Genomic DNA, 19259 nt, shown 5'->3' on the forward strand with positions numbered 1-19259 from the left:
GCCACCGAACACCTGCCTCCCATCACGCGACTCGCATTCGACGGGAACAACGTGTTGAGAAACTACACCTAGGCCACTAGGGCAAGATCAGTTACAGGCCGGCGCGTTGACGATGGCGCGCAGTGCCTCGGTGTCCAGGATGCGCACATGGCGCTGCTTGACCTCGACGATGCCGTCGTCCGCGAATTTCGAGAAGGTGCGGCTCACGGTTTCAAGTTTCAGGCCCAGATAGCTGCCGATCTCTTCGCGTGTCATGCGCAGTACCAGCTCGCTGGACGAGAAGCCACGCGCGTGCAAGCGCTGCACCAGGTTCAGCAGAAAGGCCGCCAGACGCTCCTCGGCGCGCATGCTGCCCAGCAGCAGCATCACGCCGTGCTCGCGCACGATCTCCCGGCTCATGATCTTGTGGACATGCGTCTGCAGGGCGGGTACTTCGCGCGAGAGGTCTTCGATGCGCTCGTAAGGCATGACGCACACCTCAGCGTCTTCCAGAGCGATTGCGTCACAGGTGTGACGGTCGCCCACGATGCCATCGAGCCCCATGATCTCGCCGGCCATCTGAAAACCGGTGACCTGGTCGCGACCATCTTCAGTGGCCACGCAGGTCTTGAAGAAGCCGGTGCGGATGGCGTAGAACGCAGTGAACTTGTCGCCGTTCGAGAACAACGGGGTGCCGCGCTTGATCTTTCGTCGCAGCGCCACCAGGTCGTCCAGCTTCCCCAGATCGTCGCCGCTGAGCCCCATGGGCATGCACAACTCGCGCAGGTTGCAGTTGGAACACGCGACTTTGATGGCTTGAGGTGTCATGCGGCTAGAAAGAAACGCACCACCATTGGTGCGGAGGGTATGTAACCGATTTTAGTTCATATGTCCGAGCTGCGTGTGATTTTGATCCAGGACAAAAACCAGTGCCGGAGCCGGGCGAAATTGATCGTCGTCAAGGTGCCGCAAGCGTATCCGAGCCACAGTACGCACTGACTTTTTCGAACATTTTGAGAGGCGTCAGCGATGCCCGCGATCACCACCGACTTGCTCTCCCGGTTTGATGTACCGGGGCCCCGTTATACGTCCTATCCCACCGCCGACCGCTTCGTGGAGGCCTTTGGCGAGCCCGATTACGTCCAGGCGCTGGAGCAGCGCCGCGCCGGCCCCGCGGCCATGGCCTTGCCGCTCTCGCTGTACGTGCACATCCCGTTCTGCGAATCGCTGTGCTACTACTGCGCGTGCAACAAGATCATCACCAAGCACCACGATCGCTCGGCGCCCTACCTGCGCTACCTGAGCCGCGAGGTGGATCTGCACGTGCAGCGCTTAGGCACCGGCCAGAGCGTGAGCCAACTGCACCTCGGCGGTGGCACGCCGACCTTCTTCAGCGACGAAGAGCTCACCGAGCTGATGAGCATGTTGCGGCGCAATTTCAGCCTGGTGCCGGGCGGCGAGTACTCGATCGAGATCGACCCGCGCACCGTCACGCCGGCGCGGCTGGAGACGCTGGCGCGCCTGGGCTTCAACCGGCTCAGCTTCGGCGTGCAGGATTTCGACCCGCTGGTGCAAAAGGCGGTGCACCGCATCCAGCCCGCCGAGCAGGTGTTCGCGCTGGTGGAGGCCGCTCGGCGCATTGGCTTCGAGTCGGTCAACGTCGATCTGATCTACGGTCTGCCCAAGCAGACGCCCGAATCGTTTGACCGCACGCTGGCTCAGGTGTCCGAGCTGCGGCCCGACCGCATCGCGCTGTACGCCTATGCGCACCTGCCCGAGCGCTTCAAGCCGCAGCGCCGCATCATCGCCATTGAACTGCCGGGCGCGGCCAACAAGGTGTCGATGCTGGCGCGTTCGTTGGCCGCGTTCGAGCAGGCAGGCTACGTTTACGTGGGTATGGATCACTTCGCGCTGCCCAACGATTCGCTGGCCGTGGCCAAACGCCAGGGCCGCCTGCACCGCAACTTCCAGGGCTACAGCACGCAGCCCGACTGCGACCTGATCGGCCTGGGCGTGTCGGCCATCGGCAAGGTGGGCGCCACCTACAGCCAGAACGCCAAGACGCTGCAGGAGTACCAGGACGCGCTCGACCACGGCATGCTGCCGGTGGCGCGCGGTCTGGCCGTTACGCGCGACGACTTGCTGCGCCGGGCCGTCATCATGGGCCTGATGTGCCAGGGCGAGCTGTCCTATGAATCGATCGAGCTGGCGCACCTGATCGACTTCAAGACCTATTTTGCCAAGGAGCTCGAACAGCTCGCCGCCATGCAAGAGCAGGGCCTGGTGGTGCTCGGCGACACCGGCATCCAGGTCACCGCCACGGGCTGGTTCTTCGTGCGGGGCGTTGCCATGGTGTTCGACAAATACCTGCAGGCCGACCGCACCCGCGCGAGGTTTTCTAAAATCATCTGATGCAAACCTCTCTGGCCGTTACCGCCTTGCTCATGGGCTTGGCGGGCGGCCCGCACTGCATTGCCATGTGCGGTGCGGCCTGCGCCGGCATCGGGCAGGCGGCTGCGCCCCGCAGCGCACAAGCCATTGGCCTCTTTCAACTCGGGCGCATCGCCGGGTATTCGGTGCTGGGCGCCTTGGCCGCCGCATCGATGCAGGGCCTGGGCTGGCTGACCGTGCATTCGGCGGCGCTGCGCCCGGTGTGGACCATGGTGCACGTGGCGGCCATCCTGCTGGGCCTGACCTTGCTGATTCTGGCGCGCCAGCCGGTTTGGCTGGATCAGGGCGCGCGCCGCGTGTGGGCGCGCGTGCGCGGCGCCACCCAGCGGCTGGGTCTGGCGGCGCCGCTGGGTTTGGGCGTGGCCTGGGCGCTGTTGCCGTGCGGTTTGCTTTACTCCGCCGTCATGGTCGCGGCGCTGGCCGGCAGCCCGGCGGGTGGGGCGACGGTGATGGCGCTGTTCGCCATCGGCTCGGGCGTCGCGCTGTGGGTCGGGCCGTGGCTGCTGCTGCGGCTGGGCAGCAACGGGCGCGGCGCTTGGGGCATGCGGCTGGCCGGGCTGGCGCTGGCGGCGACGTCGGCTTGGGGGCTGTGGATGGGCCTGATGCACGACCAGGCGCCCTGGTGCATCGTGCCGACCTGATCGCCGATTTGCTACTAATAAGGTAGCTGCTTGCGCAGGTGGCTGTACGGCTGCGGACGTATTTTCTTCAAAGAATTGGCTCAGTTGCCCGCGGCGGTGACGCCCTTGTACAGCATGTAGATCGCCAGCACGTACAGGATGCTGGCGAACACGCGCTTGAGCTTTTTCACCGGCAATGCGTGTGCTGCCTTGGCTCCCAGCGGCGCCATGAGCACGCTGCACGAGGCGATCACCACCAATGCCGGTAGCCACAGGTAGCCGAATGAATAGGGCGGCAGGCCCTCGATGTGCTGGCCCGCGATGATGTAGCCCGCCACGTTGGCCACGGCAATCGGAAAGCCGAGCGCCGCGCTGGTGGCCACCGCGTTGTGGATGGCCACGTTGCACCAGGTCATGAACGGTACGCTGACAAAGCCGCCGCCCGCGCCGACCAGGCCCGACAGAAAGCCGATCACCCCGCCCGCGCCCAGCAGGCCGGGCGTCCCGGGGATCTGGCGCGCGGCGGCGGGCTTCTTGTCCAAAAACATCTGTGTGGCTGAAAAGCCCACGAAGATGGCAAAAACGAAGGCCAGCACCGAGCCCTTGAGCACCGCAAACACGCCCAGGCTCGCCACCATCGCCCCCAGCACGATGCCGGGCGCCAGCGCCTTTACGATGTCCCAGCGCACCGCACCGCGCTTGTGGTGCGCACGCACGCTGCTGATCGACGTGAAGATGATCGTCGCCATCGACGTCGCGATCGCCATCTTGACCGACAGCCCTGGCGCCACCCCGCGTGCCGCCAGAATGGCCGAGATGAACGGCACCATCATCATCCCACCGCCAATGCCCAGCAGGCCCGCCAGAAACCCTGTTGCGAGGCCGAGCAGGGCGAGTTCAATGATCAACAGGGGTTCGATGGGCATGGTTGGCTGCGCGCAGGGGACGGAAAAGAAAGCCCGCTGGCAAGCGGGTGCGCCCCAGAGTCTAGGGGAATGCGGCGTGGTGCTTTTAGCTGGACCACGTCGTACGACGCCCCAGCAGACGCATACCGATGGAGCAGGGCGGCCAGGTTGCCGGATCAGAAGGCCGCGGAGCAGGCCATCCCAGCGAACGCCATGTGCGGACCTGCGCCGCACATCGGCGTTGTCCCCCCTCGCGCAGCAGAGGGGGGAAGGCGCGCAGCGCCATAGGGGGGTGTACCAAATAAGGTGTCTGCGAATGCCGCCGGACCGTCATCCTGAACGCAGGGGTTCAGGTGGGCGAGGTCAGTACTGGCCTTGGGTTCATCTGACGCGAGACGATCACGCTGACCAGACAATGTTCCAAGCCCGTGCTCGTATGAGCATTGGTTCAAGGAAATATAAAGCCCGGCGCGCACCGCAGACATCGCCATTTTAACCGCCGCTCCTTGCTTGCACGCCGACTGGAAACGGGGCGGTACTCTTCCCAATGAGCCTGTTCCCGACTCGGAAGCGTCCGGGTGATCACTTCAAACACCCTGCCTACAGTGGGCTCGTATTCGGCCGCCATGGCTACCCAAGTAGCCCAGATGAACATCTCGGGAACATCCACCGTAGCCGTTGCATTGCCGCCATTCGAGCGCGGGCCTGATCATGGGCTCACCGACGCGCTGGACCGGTGCCTGACCAACGGCCAGCACGGACCCCCACCCAACGCGTTCGGGTTCGGGCCAAAACTGGGCGGACCGCCAACCGCTCCGGACGCCCAAACCGTTCCCACGACCACCGACGGCTTGTGAGCCACGACAAGGTGAAGGTCACGGACAACCGTCCCACTCTGAAGATGCTCGATCCCAACCCGGTCGACGTGTTCAATTTCCTCTGAAGCATCACTGAGCAGGCTCTCGGTCGCACCATGAAAAAACCCCTGGATCGGTCCGATCCCGGGGCTTTTCTTCGGCTGGGCGGCCAGAGCGGCTACAGCAGGCGCCCGTCGTCGCCCAGCGCCTTGTCCAGGCGCGTCAGCAGGGCGCCCAAGGTGGCCTGCTCGGCCACGCTCAGTGCCGGCGGCTGCGCCGCGGCAGGCTCGCCAGAAGGGGCAGCGGATGCGGCGCCTTCAGTCTCTGCAGCGCGGTCGTCGGTCAGTTCATACGCCATGTTCAGCGCCGCCAGCACGGCGATGCGGTCGCGCGCCTTGATCTTGCCGCCGTCCCGGATCTTGCACATCGCCGCATCTACGCGCTGCACGGCGGCCTGCAGCCGGCTTTCGCCACCTTCTGGTGCACCCAGCAGGTAGGCCTGGCCCATGATCTTGACTTCGATCTGCTTCATGCCGCGTCATCCTTGTGGCTGACCACGGCAGGCGAGCCCACGCGGCCAGCGGCTACATCCGGCAGGCGGTCGATCAGCGAGTCGACGCGCGCCCGGGCCGCCATCAGGCGCGATTTGAGGCTGTCGCGCTCCTGCGTGAGCGCCTGGACCTGCTGTGCCAGCAAATCGTTGGTCCGCTGCAGTTCTTCATGGCGCACGAGCAGTCGCTCGACGCGTTCGGCAATCTGTTCGATCAGGGGCGGGGTCGTCATCTGTCTGGGCGCACACGGCTCGGGACAAGTGGGCCATTGTAGGCGGCCCATCTCCGGCGGCGACCCCCAGGCCTGCACTTACAATCGCTTGCGTTGGTGCTCGCGTGCCGTGGTTCACACGGACGCAGTTCAACGGGAAGCAGGAGGGTCTGGGCGCAACACGCGCCATGCCTAACCTGCGCTGCCCCCGCAACGGTAAGCGGACGGTGGCTGGCCGCGCCAGCCCACCGGCTTCAGCCTGACACCGCCACTGGCGTGCTGCCCTGCAGCACCGCCGGGAAGGCGAGGCATCAGAAGCGACCTCCGCCAGCCCGGATACCGGCCAACGAGGAGGGAGCGTGCGCTATGCAAAGCAGGCGGACGGGCCCGTTTTTGCCCCAGACGCCGGCGGGGAAGCTGGCAGGGGTCTGCTTCTGTTGCGTTTTTCCATGACCCACCGTTTGAACCGTTTCCGGCCCGTTTGGCTGCCGCTGGCCTTTTCCTGCGCGCTGCCCGCCGCCTGGGCCCAATCGCCTGGCACGTCTCGGCCCGAGTCAGTCACCGTGGCGCAGATCGATGCGCCTGCCTTGCCGGATACAGTGGTGACCGCCACACGTACCGCGCAGCCGCTGACCGATGTGCTGGCCGACGTGACACTGATCGACCGCCAGCAGGTTGAGCGCAGTGGCGCCGTCAACATCGCCGACCTGCTGCAGCGCCAGCCCGGACTGGAGCTGTCGCGCAACGGCGGCCCGGGCTCAACCACCAGCCTGTTCATGCGCGGGGCCGAGACCCGCTTCACCGCCGTTTACATTGATGGTGTGCGGGTGGATACCCAATCCACCGGGGGTGCGCCCTGGGAGTCGATCAGCCTGAACCAGGTCGAACGCATCGAAATCGTTCGTGGCCCCGCTGCGGCGGTGTACGGCTCCGACGCCATGGCGGGCGTGATCCAAATCTTCACGCGCAAGGGCGATGGCCCTTTCACGCCCTACGTCGGCGCGGGCTTTGGCAACCAGGGCACGCGCAAGTTCGAGGCCGGCTTCAGCGGCCAAAGCGGCGCGGTCGACTATGCGCTGGGCGCTACCCACGCCCGCAGTGACGGTTTTGACAGCCGCCCCGGCACCAATCCCGACCGCGACGGCTACCGCAGCAATGCGCTCACGGGGCGTGTTGGCGTCCAACTGAATGATGCGCAACGGCTGGAGGCCAGCGGCACCTACAGCCGCATGAAGGCGCAGTACGACGGCTACAAGCCCGGACTGGACGACCTGGGCGACAACCGCCTGGCCACCTTGGGTGCGGCTTGGTCGGCGCAGTGGACCAAGAGCTACAGCACGCGTTTCACCGTGACCGAATCGCGCCAGCGCTACGAAACCACGCCCGATCCCTACCGGACCGAAACCACGCTGCGCAACTACCTGTTCCAGAACGAATGGCGTTCGGGCGGCCACTTGGTCACGGCTGCGCTGGAGCGGCGCGAGGACCACCTGAAGAACGACCCGATCGACCAGGGCCGCCACCAGAACGCCATCGCGCTGGGCTACGGCTTCACGGGCGGCGCACATACCCTGCAGGTCAACCTGCGCCACGACCGTGACAGCGAATTCGGCGGCGAAAGTACCGGCGGCCTGGCCTACGGCTACAGCTTTGCGCCTGGCTGGCGTGTAACGGCGGCGGTCGGCACCGCCTTTCGCGTGCCCACGCTCTACCAGCGCTTCAGCATGTACGGGCAGCCTGCGCTGCAGCCGGAAGAGGGACGCAACGTCGAGTTAGGCCTGCACTGGTCACAAGGCGCCAGCCGCTTTGCCGTGGTGGCCTACCGCAACAAGGTGCGCAACCTCATCACCTTTGGCGCGGCCGGGCCGTGCGGGTCGACCTTCGGATGCTACGAGAACACCGGCCGCGCGCGCCTGCAGGGCGTGACCATCTCCGGTGCGCACAAGTTCGGTGGCCTCAACCTGTCGGCTTCGCTCGACCTGCAGGACCCCAAGGATGCCAACACGGGCAAGCAACTGGCCCGCCGCGCCAAGCAGCTGTTCAAGCTGAACGCCGACACCCGCGTGGGCGACTGGACGCTCGGCGCTGAATGGCTGGCGGCTGGCAAGCGCTGGGACAATGCGGCCAACACCAACAAGCTGGGTGGCTATGGCATCGTCAACCTCTACGCCTCGGCCACGCTGGCGCGCGAATGGACGCTGCTGGCGCGCATCGACAACATCGGCGACCGCGACTACCAACTGGCGCGCGGCTACGCCACGGCGGGCCGCACCTTCTACCTGGGCGTGCGCTGGACGCCGCGCTTCTGAGTACGGGGGGCGAAAATACAAGTCAAATCGCCCTCCGGCCCTAGATGAATCTGCGAAGGCAGCTATGAAATTAATAGTTCTGATGCCCCGCCGTGACGCCTTCGCCGCATCCGAGGCGGCGCCAACGGGCGCCTGCGCGGCTTGACGGTGGCGGACATGGCGCAGCGCGAATTCATTCTGGGCGGGCAAAAAAGCGGCAAGTCGCGCCGCGCCGAGCAGCTGGCGGCCGATTGGCTGGCGGCCGATGGCGCCCACCGCGCCGTGCTGATCGCCACCGCCCAGGCGCACGACGACGAGATGCGCGCCCGCATCCGGCGCCACCAGCAGGACCGGGCGGCGCGGGTGCCCGCCCTGCATACCGTGGAGGCGCCGCGCGAGTTGGCCGCGGCACTGGCGGAATGCTCCCGCGCCGATACCCTGGTGGTGGTCGACTGCCTGACGCTGTGGCTCACCCACTGGCTGATGCCGCATGCAGACACCGCTTCAGAGCAAAATACGGTCCTGGCGCACGGCTGGACTGCGCAGGAAGCTCACTTTTTCGAAGCACTGGGCGCCGCGCCCGGGCCGGTGGTGCTGGTGGGCAACGAGATCGGCCTGGGCGTCATACCGCTCGGGCGCGAGGTGCGCGCCTTCGTCGACGCGCTGGGCGCGCTCAACCAGCGCGTGGCCGCTGCGTGTGACCGCGTGACGCTGATGGTGGCCGGCTGTCCGCTGGCCTTGAAAGGAAGTTTATGAAGCGCTGGCTGTGCGCCTGGTGGCTGGTCTTGTGGGTCTGCGTGCCCGCCTGGGCCTACGACGTGACCGACGACACGGGCCGGACGGTGCAGTTCGACACCCCGCCGCTGCGCATCGTGTCGCTGCTGCCGTCGCTGACCGAAACCGTGTGCGAGTTGGGCGGCTGCGAGCGCCTGGTGGGCGTGGACCGCTATTCCAACTGGCCGGCGCCGGTCAAGAGACTGCCGCAGGTGGGCGGCGGCCTGGACCCGAACGTCGAGGCGGTGGTGGCGCTCAAGCCCGATCTGGTGCTGGCGTCCGTCTCCACCCGCGCCGCCGATCGTCTGCGCAGCCTGGGCCTGCGCGTGCTGCAGATGGAGCCGCGCACCGGCGCGCAGGTGCGCGAGGTCACGCAGCGTCTGGGCACGGCCCTGCAACTGCCGACCGCCGACCGGGTGCTGCGCGCCATAGACTCCGGTGTGGACGCGGCGGCGCTGTCGGTGCCCCCCAGCCTGCGCGGCCAGCGCGTGTATTTCGAAGCCAGCGGCGGCCCGCACGCTGCAGGGCCTCAGTCGTTCATCGGCGAGATGCTCACGCGGCTGGGCCTGGGCAACATCATCGGGCCGGAGCTGGGGCCTTTTCCGCGCATCAACCCTGAACTGGTGGTGCGGGCCGATCCGGACCTGATCATGGTCGGCGCGCGCAGCGTGCGCGAGCTGACCGGACGGCCCGGCTGGGGCCAGCTGCGCGCGTTGCGCGAGCGCCGCATGTGCGTGTTCACGACGGAAGAAGTCGACATACTGGTGCGGCCTGGCCCGCGCATGGCCGAGGCGGCGCGCCTGATGGCGCGCTGCGCGGTGGAAAAGGGCCTGCGCGGCCAACGCGAGCCGGCGCGCTGAGCATGCGCCGCTGTCCCTGCACGCTGGCCGGAGTGTCCACATGAGCCAGATGACCGCCAACGGTCTCGCCGTCGAGGGGCTGCACGCCCGCGGTGCGCGCCGCCGTTGGCTGGCACCGCTGCTGCTCGGCCTGTCAGCGCTGGTCATGGTGCTGGGCGCCAGTGTGGGCAGCACCGGCCTAGATGCGCTGTGGCAGGCTGTGCGCGACCCGGTGGCCTGGCAGATCGTGATGGACATCCGCCTGCCGCGCACGGTGGGCGCGTGGCTCACAGGGGCACTGCTCGGCCTGTCGGGCGCGGTGGCCCAGGGGTTGTTTCGCAACCCGCTGGCCGACCCTTTCCTGCTGGGCAGCGCTTCTGGCGCCGTGCTGGGGGTGGCGGTGCTGCTGGTGTTCTCCGGCACGCCGGTGGCTGCGGCCAGCTGGTGGCTCAAGCTGGGGCTGACCGGCGGGGCGTTCCTAGGTGCACTGGGCGGCGTGCTGCTGACCCTGTTGCTGGCCCAGGGCGTGCAGCACACGCTGCGCCTGCTGCTGGCGGGCGTGGTCGTGGGCTACGTACTGGGCGCGGTGAAGGACCTGGTGACGCTGAGCGCCCCCGATGTGCTGAGCAGCATGCTCGCCTTCGTGCTGGGCAACACCGGCCTGCTGGGCTGGTCCGCATGCGGCGTGCTGGCGCTGGTGCTGGTGCCGCTGCTGGTGCTGTCGGCGGCCACCGCGCGGGTGCTGGACGGCCTCAGCCTGGGCGAATCCACGGCCTTCAGCCTGGGGCTTCCGTTGACGCCGATGCGCGCCTTGCTGGTCGCCGTGCTCGCGCTGGGCACCGGCGCGGCGGTGGCGCAGGCGGGGCTGATCGGCTTTGTCGGGCTGGCCGCGCCGCACCTGGTGCGCGGGCTGTTGCGGGTGACGCACGGGCCGCTGCTGCTGCTGTCGGCCATCACCGGCGGGCTGCTGCTGTCGGTGGCCGACATCGCCGCGCGCGTGCTGATCGCGCCGCAGGAGCTGCCGGTCGGCGTGCTGACGGCGGTGCTGGGCGGCAGCTACCTGCTGTGGTTGATGTACCGGCGCACGCGCGGGGGCGGGGGATGAGTATCTTTGCTGCAAAAACGATAGCTGTTCGTGCAGATTCCTCCAGGACGACCATCGGAAACCGTGCGGTTTTGGGCGCGCTGCAGGTGGCACTGCCCACGGCGCGGTGGACCGCCATCGTCGGCCCCAACGGCGCCGGCAAATCGACCCTGCTGCGCGTGCTGGCTGGTCTGCTGCCGACGGAAGGCCAGGTTGAGTTGGCCGGACGCCCGCTGGCGGACTGGCCCGCACGGGAGCGTGCGCGTCAGCTGGCCTGGTTGGGCCAGAGCGAGGCTGGCACCGAAGACCTGCGCGCCTACGACGTCGCGCTGCTCGGTCGCCTGCCTCACCGCGCGTGGCTGGCGCCGGCTTCTGCTATCGACCACGCCGCGACACGCTCCGCGCTGCAAGCCATGCAGGTCTGGCCGCTGCGCGAACGCCGTCTGGGCGCGCTGTCGGGCGGCGAACGCCAGCGCGTGCTGCTGGCGCGCCTGCTGGCGGTGCAGGCGCCGCTGTGGCTGATGGACGAACCCCTGGCCCACTTGGACCCGCCGCACCAGGCCGATTGGCTGGCGGTGGTGCGCGCCCACGTGGCCACGGGCGGTACGGTGGTCAGCGTGCTGCACGAGCTGGGCATGGCGCTGCAGGCCGACGACCTGCTGATCGTCAAGGACGGCGCCGTCGTCCACCACGGCGCCTGCGCCAGCCCGGATACGCACCGCGCGCTGCAGGCGGCGTTTGACTGGCGCGTCAGCATCTACCCGGTGCGCGAACACTGGGTGGCGGTGCCGCGCATGGCGGCAGCGCCGCAGAGTGCGGCGCACGCAGATCACTCGGGCGACCCCGCAGCCGCCCGCGCTGACACCCCCTGAAAGGATTTCACCCATGCAGATTGAAAACCCACCCACCGAACGCAACACCCCCAAGCCCGAGGGCGAACGCCGCGGCCTGGTCATCGTCAACACCGGCGACGGCAAAGGCAAGAGCACGGCGGCCTTCGGCCTGGCGCTGCGGGCGTTCGGGCGCCAGCACGTGCATGGCAAGCAGGTGCGCATCTTCCAGTTCATGAAGGTGCCGAGCGCGCGCTTCGGCGAGCACCGCATGTTCGAGCAGCTGGGCATACCCATCGAAGGGCTGGGCGACGGCTTCAGCTGGAAGAGCAAGGACCTGGACCATTCCGCCCAACTGGCCCGCGACGGCTGGCAGAAGGCGCGCGCCGCAATCCTGGACGGTGAGCATTTTCTGATCGTCCTGGATGAGATCACCTACCCGCTGATCTACGGCTGGCTGCCGCTGGAAGACGTGGTGCAGACCTTGCGCGAGCGGCCCAAGGACGTGCACGTCTGCCTGACGGGGCGGCGCTGCCCCCCAGAGCTGATCGAGCTGGCCGATACGGTGACCGAGATGACGCTCATCAAACACGCCTTCAAGGCCGGTGTGCCTGCGCAGCGTGGGATCGAGGACTGAAGGCGGATGCCGTGAGTTTGATCCTGCACCGCTACGACAGCCCGCTGGGCGAAATGCTGGCCCTGTGCTCGGCCAGCGGCGTGTGCCTGCTGGAGTTCGTGGGGCAGGGCGGTGTCGAGCGCGAGCAGGCCCAGGTCGAAGCGGCGCGCGGCGGTGCGGCAGTGGCCGGCGCCAGCGCGCTCACCGAACAGCTGGGCCGCGAACTGACTGAGTACTTCGCTGGCGAGCGCCAGGGTTTCGGCGTGGCGCTGGATCTGGTCGGCACGCCGTTTCAATTGCGCGTGTGGCAGGCGCTGCAGGAAATTCCGTACGGCTGCACCTGGAGCTACGCCCAGGAAGCGCAGCACATCGGCCAGCCAACTGCCCTGCGCGCCGTGGCAGCAGCCAACGGACAGAACAAGGTGTCGATCGTGGTGCCTTGCCATCGCGTGATCGGCAGCAACGGCACGTTGACCGGCTATGGCGGAGGCCTGCCGCGCAAGCAATGGCTGCTGGCCCTGGAAAGCGGCGAGCGCCGACTGATCTGATCGAGTATTTGCAAAGGAGAACTGTCCATGACATCGAACGACCTCATCGAACACCCCGTCACCCTGCACCCAAGGCGGTCGACGGCCGCTGACGAGGCTGTGCGCGAGCGCTGGAGCGTTGACGCCATCGATGCGCTGCTCAACCTGCCGTTCAACGACCTGATGTGGCGGGCGCAGCAAGTTCATCGCCAGCACTTCGACGCCAATGAGGTCGAACTGGCCACGCTGCTGTCCGTGAAGACCGGTGGTTGCCCCGAGGACTGCGGGTACTGCCCGCAGTCGGTGCACTACGACACGGGCGTCAAGGCCGAGAAACTCATGGCCAGCGGTGAGGTTCGCGCAGCGGCCGAGGCGGCGCGCCAGGCGGGAGCGACCCGTTTTTGCATGGGCGCGGCCTGGCGCGCACCCAAGGATCGCGACATCGACGCTGTCGCCGAATTAGTGCGCACGGTCAAGGATGTCGGGCTAGAGGCCTGCGTGACGCTGGGCATGCTGGCCGAGGGGCAGGCGGAGCGCCTGCGCGATGCCGGGCTGGACTACTACAACCACAACCTCGACTGCGCGCCGGATTTCTACGGTGAGGTGATCAGCACGCGCGACTACCAAGACCGCCTGGACACACTCGGGCGCGTACGGGACGCGGGCGTCAAGGTCTGCTCCGGCGGCATTGTCGGCATGGGCGAAAGCCGTCGCCACCGCGCCGGCCTCGTCGCGCAACTGGCCAACCTGCCCGAATACCCCGAAAGCGTGCCAATCAACCATCTCGTCAAGGTGGAAGGCACGCCGCTGGCCGATCAGCCCGATCTCGACCCGTTCGAGTGGGTGCGCGTGATTGCCGCCGCGCGCATCACCATGCCCACGGCGCGCGTGCGCCTGTCGGCCGGGCGTCAGCAGCAGGGCGATGCGGTGCAGGCGCTGGCGTTTCTGGCCGGCGCCAACTCGGTGTTCTATGGCGACAAACTGCTGGTCACAGGCAACCCGGATGTGGCGGCCGACCGGACCCTGTTCAAGCGCCTGGGCATCGTCAGCCGCGCCGGAATACCCGGCGTGTCAGGACGATAGGGCGCCGCAGCTTCGTCAGGCTCGGGCTGCGGAACGACCGCACCGCGTGGCGGGCGAGTCCGGTTTTCTGGCATTTCAGGTCGCCAGCCCCAGTAGCGCAAGCGCGGCACGCTATAAAAACGAATCATTCTGTACGGTGCTGGTTCGATTCCGCATGTCAGTGCCGGCGCCATGCACATTCGCGTGACACCGGTGTGACCGTTTTGCTGGGGTGATTCCCATCGGGAACCGCACCAGATGACGGAAGCGGTTCAGCTTTCTAGACTGCCCACATCCAACCCATTGCCGTCGCACGCCGACGTGGTGGGTGGCATGTGCGGCGTCGTTGGCGCGCACGTGCTTCATTTTCTGAAAGCACACCATGACCACGCCAGTTACCGAAGCGCCTCAGCGTCCCGTTGCAGCCCCACCGCCTCCCCCACCGCCACCGCCGCCGCGCAAGGACGTTGACCCGGCGGTGCGGCAGCCCGAGTTGCACCAGGGCAAGCCCGATGTGCCACCGCCCGAGCACTACGTCCGACACACGGTAGAGCAGGGCGAAAACCTGACCGAGATCGCACGCCGCTATCAGACCGACGTGCCCATGCTGAAGACGGCGAACCCGCAGATCGGCGACGGCAATCAGATCGAAATCGGACAGGAGATCAACGTCCCCATCGGCGCCGACTACGGACGCGAGCCCACGCGGGACGTGGTCGAGCCCGGCCAGACGCTGACCGAGCTGGCCCGACAGCACCCCGGCGTCAGCGCGCAGGACATCGCCGGCGCCAATCGCCACGAAATCCCGAACGCCAACGCGGTCCGCGCGGGTCAGGAAGTCTGGGTGCCAGGCCAAACCCGGGCCACCCCGCTGGAGCAGAAGGTACAGGCCACCGATGCCGCCGTTGCAGACCTGGGCCGCGCCCAGCGCGCCTACGATGAACTGCCGGCCGACACCAACCGCGCCGCGCGCGATGAGGTGCACCAGGGCGTCACGGCGGCCGAAGGCAAGCTCAAGACCGCTGTGCAGTCCGAGCTGGACGAGCGCGTGCGCACCACCTTGCCGCCTGGCGCCAAGCCCAGCGAGGCCGACTACGCCGCCGCCGGCAAGCAGCTCAAGGACCGCTACCAGGCGGACGCGCCGGCCAGTCGCCAGCTCGACACCGCGCTGACCCGTTTGGCCGACGACCGCTACCGCGCCAGTCCCGCCGGCCAGGCCGAAGCGATCATCGACAAGGCCCGAGCCGCAGGCGACGCGCCGGCGCAGGTGAAAGCGCTACAAGAAGGCGTGCAAACAGCACCACCGGAAGTGCGCGACGCTGTGCTGGCCAGCCCGAAGCGCGAACAACTGCTGCAGGACGCGGCCAATTGGGCCATGGACCCGCTGGCCGGCGGCGACGCCAAGAAGGCCGATGAAAAGGCGCGCAAGGAGTTCAATGGCGCGGGGCAGCAGGTGCCGATCGCCAAGACGATGGAGCGCTTGGAGCTGCTGACGCGCGGCATCGATCCTGCCCTGGCCACTGCTCTGACTGCCAAAACGCTGCCCACCCTAGGGCGCTACGTGGAAAGTTACCGCAACGAAAGCGGTGGCAATCCGTTCGGTCCGTCCGGAATGGCCAACATGCTGAAGGTGCTCGACCGCGGCGCCGACACGCCCGCGGGGAAAGCCAACCTCGAATCGATGGCCAAACTGGGCGTCAATGATCGCGACGCTATCCGCCTGCACGTGTCGCAAGGCGGCAGTCCGGCGTACGCTGTGGCGCTGTCCAAGCAACCTGGGGTTGACGCGGCCTCGGTGGTTCAGCAGGCTTACGACGGCATCGCCAGCCGACGCAGCGAGATCACAGAAACCGCCAAGCAGTACAGCGAGCACATGAGCGAGCTGGGTTGGCTGGTTGACAACTACGCCGGCTCGATGACACCCGAGCAGCTTGAGAAGGCTGTCGCGGACTACACCAAGAGCAAAGGCCCGGAGTGGGAAGCCAAGGGCAAGGCGCTGCAGGACAAGCTGGCCTCGCAGGGCGAGTCCTTGCAGAGTCAACTGGCGACGCTGGGGCAGCTGCCGCCCAATGCGCCGGGCCGAGATAAGGCGCTGGCCGATGTGCTCAACGATCCGGCGGTCGCACTCTCACTGAAGACCGCCTGGGATAAAAAACCCGCGCTGCTCGACGGCAAGTCGGGGGATGACCTTCTCCATCTGCTGGCCGACCCGACAGTCCGCGGCTCGACCAAGCTGACCGACGCAGGCCGCAAACTCATCGCGCAGGCGGGCACCTCCTTCGTTCAGGCCCAGATCAACCAGTTCAAGGACTTCAAGCCCGGCGATGCCGCCAGCGCGGCGCGTCTGGATCGCGCCATGGCGCGACTCGAAAGTCCGGCTTTCGCCAAGTACCTGGGCGTCAAGCAGGACGATCTGAAAAGTGCGGTGGCGGAACTGCGCAAGCTCACGCCGCAGGCCGGAGACACGGTGGAAGTCGCCGCGCGGCGACTTAAGGACTTCAACGAGTTCCTCAGCAGCGACGGTGGGCTGGGCAAGAACATGGGCTTGCAGCTCAAGGATCCTGTCACCGGAAAACCAGGGCTGTACGAAGGCAAGGAAGGTCTCAAGGCCTTTGACAAGAGCACGTTGGCCGGTCAGCTGCTGCGGGGCGCGGGCGTGGCGCTGGCGGGCGTGGGCCTGGCCGGCTCCACCGTGGTCGCTGCGGGTGACCAGTCGCCGGATCGCATCGCCAAGGTGCTGGTGGACGCAGCAGGACTTGCCAACAGGGTGACCGAATTCCGCATCGGCACGGGCGCCGTGGCGGATGAAGGCGCGGCCAAGATCGTCGGCGGCAAAGTGGCGGGCCGTGTGCTCGGGGCCGTGGCTTCGGGTTTCGACTTCATCGCCGCTGGCCGCGCGTTCGGCGAGGGCGACGGCGTCAGCGGCACCCTGTATGCCGCAGGTGGCGTGGGCGGCGTGATGACCTCGGTGGCCGCTGCCGGCGTGTGGGGAGGTCCGGTGGCCTGGGCCGGCATTGCGCTGATCGGCATTTCCGCGGCCGGTCTCATGGTCTGGCAGCACCACAAGCAGGTCACGGCGCACGAGTTCGACAACGATGGCGGCGCTTCTGCCCGGTTCATCCAGCACATCGGCCAGGACGCCGACGGCAAGGGCGGTGTGAGCGAAGCCGCGGCGCGCGCGCTGACCGACCAGAGCGGCGAAGGCTACAGCGTGGTGCCACTGCTCAACCGCTACGCCGAATTGAAGGGGTTGAAGCTCGAAGACCCCGCGCAGCAGCGCAAGTTCGTCGACTGGATCAACCAGCTGTCGCCGCAGCAACTGGGGCAGATGCGTGACCACATGCACCGCACCCTCGATAAGACCGACGGCGACGTCGGGCAAGTCAAGGCGACCCAATCCAACGACGGTGACTGGGAGCCCACCACCGAAGTGAGCACGGAATCCGGCTCGGTTTTCGTCGAAAACGGGCCGACGTCGACCGCGCAGATCGACAAGCTGTTGCGAAGCCTTGGCGCGCCGACCCTGGCAGGCTGACGCGGTGCCAGGCCAGCAGCGGTCTAGCAAACGCCGCGCTGCCAGCGCACCCCCAGCATCCGGCAACCGCCACCTGGGCGGGGCGCACTTCAGCGAACGCCCAGGCGCTACAGTCGTTCCATGAAAGCACTTGCAGCCATCTTCGCGGGCGCCGTGATCGGTGGCTTCTTGCTGTTGGCGCTGCTGCTGGGTATGCAGCAGCTCTGGGGCGGCTGGCCTGCGGCCACGCTGATGATCGCGCTGGTCTGTTTTCCGGCGTTCTGGGTGCTTGGCGGTCTGGCCTGGGCTCGCATGGCCGATGCCCGTGGGCGCGGCCATTCATTGTGGGCAGCGACGGTCGGGCTGGGTTGCCCGCGTTGCGGCCACGCCGCCCTGTCTCCGCTGCGCAAGTGGTCGCTCGGCAGGGACGACACTGCGCAATGCCGCCATTGCGGCGAGACGCTGACCAACAACGACTTTCCCTTCGTGGTGCTGTGCGCGCCGCCGCTGCTGTCGCTGCTGGTGTTCCCTTTGATCGCGGCGCTGGTGCCTGGGGATGCTCCGGTCAGTACGCTGGTCTGGCTGCTCGGCGCCGGCTGCGTGGTGTCGGTGGTGATGGCATTGACCCGATCCTTTGTGCCAGTCAAGCCGCTCGCGCCTGTTGCATCGCCGCTGCGTGCGCAGGAGTCGACAGTGGCAGCGCCTGAGGAATGATCCGGCCAAGCCCGCTTGGGGGTCAGAGGCCAGCCCGCGCAGCGCGCCTGTCCGACGGTTCCGACGGCAGACTGGGCCCAAGTCCAAGCTCGACGTTCTCATGCGGAAATTGATGAAACTGCGGCTCCAGCTGCATCCAGAAAGCGCGAGCAGCTATAAAAAAATGATCGATGGGCTGGACGAACGCTTGTGCAAAGTTCGCCCCGCGGACCCCGCCTACCTGCGCTGGGCTCCGTCAAATCGCTGATGGCACGGCGTCCAGCCTGGGCGTGCGCGTCACTGGCTCAAGCCGCCTCACGACCGTCCCTCGCGCGCCCTATGCGGGCTCAAGGACAATCGCCCCCATGACCGCATTGGCTCGCCCCTGCAACCGACAGCCTGGAGAAATACGCCATGACAACGTGGCTGTCAGGAGCGCCTGACCCCCATGCCGTGCTGCTGGCGGTGGTTCCCGCGCTGGCGTTGACGATCGACCGTGTGTTGGGCGAGCCGACCTTGCGCTGGCACCCGGTGGCATGGATGGGGCGTTACCTGGCTTGGGCGGGCGAGCGACTGGCGCCGCGCGTGGGTGAACCGCGCGTGCTGTCCGACGCGCGAGTATTTGGCTTCGCCGCGCTGTCATGGTGCGCCGCGGCCACTGCGGTGTTCGCGTTGGCGTGGCTGTTCCAGGCCTGGGTGCTGACGCAGCCGGCGTGGCTGGCAGCGCTGGCGTTAGGGTTGCTCCTGAAACCCATGCTGGCCTGGGCCATGCTGCACGACGAGGTGCTGGCGGTGGAGGGCGCGCTGACCGAATCGCTGGCCGCGGGGCGCGTGCAACTGGCGCGCCTGGTCAGTCGCGATGTGGCCGCGCTGTCGGCTGAAAGCGTGCGCGAAAGCGCCATCGAAAGCCTGGCCGAGAACCTGAACGATTCTTTGGTCGCACCGCTGTTCTGGTTTGCCCTGCTGGGCTTGCCGGGCGCGGCAGTGTTCCGCTTTGCCAACACGGCCGATGCGATGTGGGGCTACCGCGGCGAGCGCGGTGGGCGCGACTGGACCTGGGCCGGCAAGTGGGCGGCGCGCGCCGACGATGTGCTGGGCTGGGTGCCCGCGCGCATCACCGCCGCGCTGATCTGGCTGGTGGGCGGATGGCGCGGCGCCGGTGCGCTGGCGCGCGAGGCGCGTCAAACGCCGTCACCCAACAGCGGCTGGCCGATGGCGGCCATGGCGCTGGCGCTGGGCGTGCGGCTGGGCAAGCCGGGCGCATACGCGCTGAACGCGGGCGCTCGCCTGCCCGAAGCGGCGGACACTTTGCGCGCCTGTGCCATCGGCTCGCGCAGCGTAGTGTTATCTGTGTTGTTGGCAGGGGCGGTTCTCCTGTTTTTGTCGCTATAACGACTCAAGGGGCGCCACCAGCATCTCTGAGTACGCCAGGCACAATCCAAGCATCCGCTGTCATAG

At 67.4% G+C, this 19259-nt stretch carries 17 protein-coding genes and 1 riboswitch; of the genes, 13 read left to right on the plus strand and 4 right to left on the minus strand.

From position 1 onward, the window contains the following. Positions 1-87: 87 nt before the first annotated feature. On the minus strand, positions 88-807 hold the full coding sequence (gene fnr, locus FVQ98_RS13215) for a fumarate/nitrate reduction transcriptional regulator Fnr (RefSeq protein WP_147913923.1): 720 nt from the start codon (positions 805-807) through the stop codon (positions 88-90). A 201-nt stretch (positions 808-1008) separates the two neighbouring features. Between fnr and hemN the strand changes: the two genes are divergently transcribed. Continuing rightward, complete coding sequence (gene hemN, locus FVQ98_RS13220; protein ID WP_147913924.1) at positions 1009-2391, plus strand: oxygen-independent coproporphyrinogen III oxidase; 1383 nt, start codon at positions 1009-1011, stop codon at positions 2389-2391. Next, the gene (locus FVQ98_RS13225) at positions 2391-3071 is read left to right on the plus strand and encodes a sulfite exporter TauE/SafE family protein (RefSeq protein WP_147913925.1); all 681 of its coding nucleotides are present in this window, start codon (positions 2391-2393) and stop codon (positions 3069-3071) included. The genes hemN and FVQ98_RS13225 overlap by 1 nt, the downstream gene beginning before the upstream one ends. Before the next feature lie 80 nt (positions 3072-3151). Here the strand turns inward: FVQ98_RS13225 and FVQ98_RS13230 are convergent, their stop codons facing one another. From FVQ98_RS13230 to FVQ98_RS13240, 3 genes are all read right to left on the minus strand, one after another. Continuing rightward, positions 3152-3976 (minus strand): sulfite exporter TauE/SafE family protein, encoded by an 825-nt coding sequence (locus FVQ98_RS13230; protein ID WP_147913926.1) that lies wholly within the window; start codon positions 3974-3976, stop codon positions 3152-3154. Between the two features lie 1014 nt (positions 3977-4990). Beyond that, complete coding sequence (locus FVQ98_RS13235) at positions 4991-5344, minus strand: cell division protein ZapA (RefSeq protein ID WP_147913927.1); 354 nt, start codon at positions 5342-5344, stop codon at positions 4991-4993. After that, positions 5341-5595 carry a DUF904 domain-containing protein gene (locus FVQ98_RS13240; protein WP_147913928.1) on the minus strand — a complete coding sequence of 85 codons (255 nt, stop codon included), beginning with the start codon at positions 5593-5595 and terminating at the stop codon, positions 5341-5343. The genes FVQ98_RS13235 and FVQ98_RS13240 overlap by 4 nt, the downstream gene beginning before the upstream one ends. A gap of 77 nt (positions 5596-5672) precedes the next feature. After that, positions 5673-5936: riboswitch (cobalamin riboswitch) on the plus strand. Between the two features lie 87 nt (positions 5937-6023). Here FVQ98_RS13240 and FVQ98_RS13245 point away from each other — a divergent pair. The 11 genes from FVQ98_RS13245 to cbiB all read left to right on the plus strand — a co-directional run bounded on the left by FVQ98_RS13245 (position 6024) and on the right by cbiB (position 19193). Next, positions 6024-7883, plus strand: coding sequence for a TonB-dependent receptor domain-containing protein (locus tag FVQ98_RS13245; protein WP_147913929.1), 1860 nt, complete (start codon positions 6024-6026; stop codon positions 7881-7883). 156 nt (positions 7884-8039) lie between these two features. Continuing rightward, the gene (locus tag FVQ98_RS13250) at positions 8040-8618 is read left to right on the plus strand and encodes a bifunctional adenosylcobinamide kinase/adenosylcobinamide-phosphate guanylyltransferase (RefSeq protein ID WP_147913930.1); all 579 of its coding nucleotides are present in this window, start codon (positions 8040-8042) and stop codon (positions 8616-8618) included. Next, complete coding sequence (locus FVQ98_RS13255; protein ID WP_147913931.1) at positions 8615-9496, plus strand: ABC transporter substrate-binding protein; 882 nt, start codon at positions 8615-8617, stop codon at positions 9494-9496. The genes FVQ98_RS13250 and FVQ98_RS13255 overlap by 4 nt, the downstream gene beginning before the upstream one ends. 40 nt (positions 9497-9536) lie before the next feature. Further along, positions 9537-10580 (plus strand): FecCD family ABC transporter permease, encoded by a 1044-nt coding sequence (locus FVQ98_RS13260; protein ID WP_370512959.1) that lies wholly within the window; start codon positions 9537-9539, stop codon positions 10578-10580. Beyond that, on the plus strand, positions 10577-11431 hold the full coding sequence (locus tag FVQ98_RS13265) for an ABC transporter ATP-binding protein (RefSeq protein WP_147913932.1): 855 nt from the start codon (positions 10577-10579) through the stop codon (positions 11429-11431). Before FVQ98_RS13260 ends, FVQ98_RS13265 begins: the two co-directional genes overlap by 4 nt. Positions 11432-11444: 13 nt before the next feature. Beyond that, on the plus strand, positions 11445-12026 hold the full coding sequence (cobO, locus tag FVQ98_RS13270) for a cob(I)yrinic acid a,c-diamide adenosyltransferase (RefSeq protein WP_147913933.1): 582 nt from the start codon (positions 11445-11447) through the stop codon (positions 12024-12026). An 11-nt stretch (positions 12027-12037) separates the two neighbouring features. Beyond that, positions 12038-12553 carry a methylated-DNA--[protein]-cysteine S-methyltransferase gene (locus FVQ98_RS13275; protein WP_304653957.1) on the plus strand — a complete coding sequence of 172 codons (516 nt, stop codon included), beginning with the start codon at positions 12038-12040 and terminating at the stop codon, positions 12551-12553. A 27-nt stretch (positions 12554-12580) separates the two neighbouring features. Continuing rightward, positions 12581-13615, plus strand: a complete 1035-nt coding sequence (gene bioB, locus FVQ98_RS13280; RefSeq protein ID WP_147913934.1) for a biotin synthase BioB — start codon at positions 12581-12583, stop codon at positions 13613-13615. Between the two features lie 361 nt (positions 13616-13976). Then, a complete protein-coding gene (locus FVQ98_RS13285) occupies positions 13977-17129 on the plus strand; it encodes a LysM peptidoglycan-binding domain-containing protein (protein WP_147913935.1) in 3153 nt (1050 codons plus the stop codon). 120 nt (positions 17130-17249) lie between these two features. Further along, positions 17250-17822, plus strand: coding sequence for a hypothetical protein (locus FVQ98_RS13290; RefSeq protein ID WP_147913936.1), 573 nt, complete (start codon positions 17250-17252; stop codon positions 17820-17822). Positions 17823-18215: 393 nt separating this feature from the next. Then, the gene (gene cbiB / locus FVQ98_RS13295) at positions 18216-19193 is read left to right on the plus strand and encodes an adenosylcobinamide-phosphate synthase CbiB (protein ID WP_147913937.1); all 978 of its coding nucleotides are present in this window, start codon (positions 18216-18218) and stop codon (positions 19191-19193) included. The last annotated feature ends 66 nt before the right edge of the window (positions 19194-19259 follow it).

The sequence above is a fragment of the Ottowia flava genome, from assembly GCF_008017535.1.
GTDB classification, from domain to species: domain Bacteria; phylum Pseudomonadota; class Gammaproteobacteria; order Burkholderiales; family Burkholderiaceae_C; genus Ottowia; species Ottowia flava.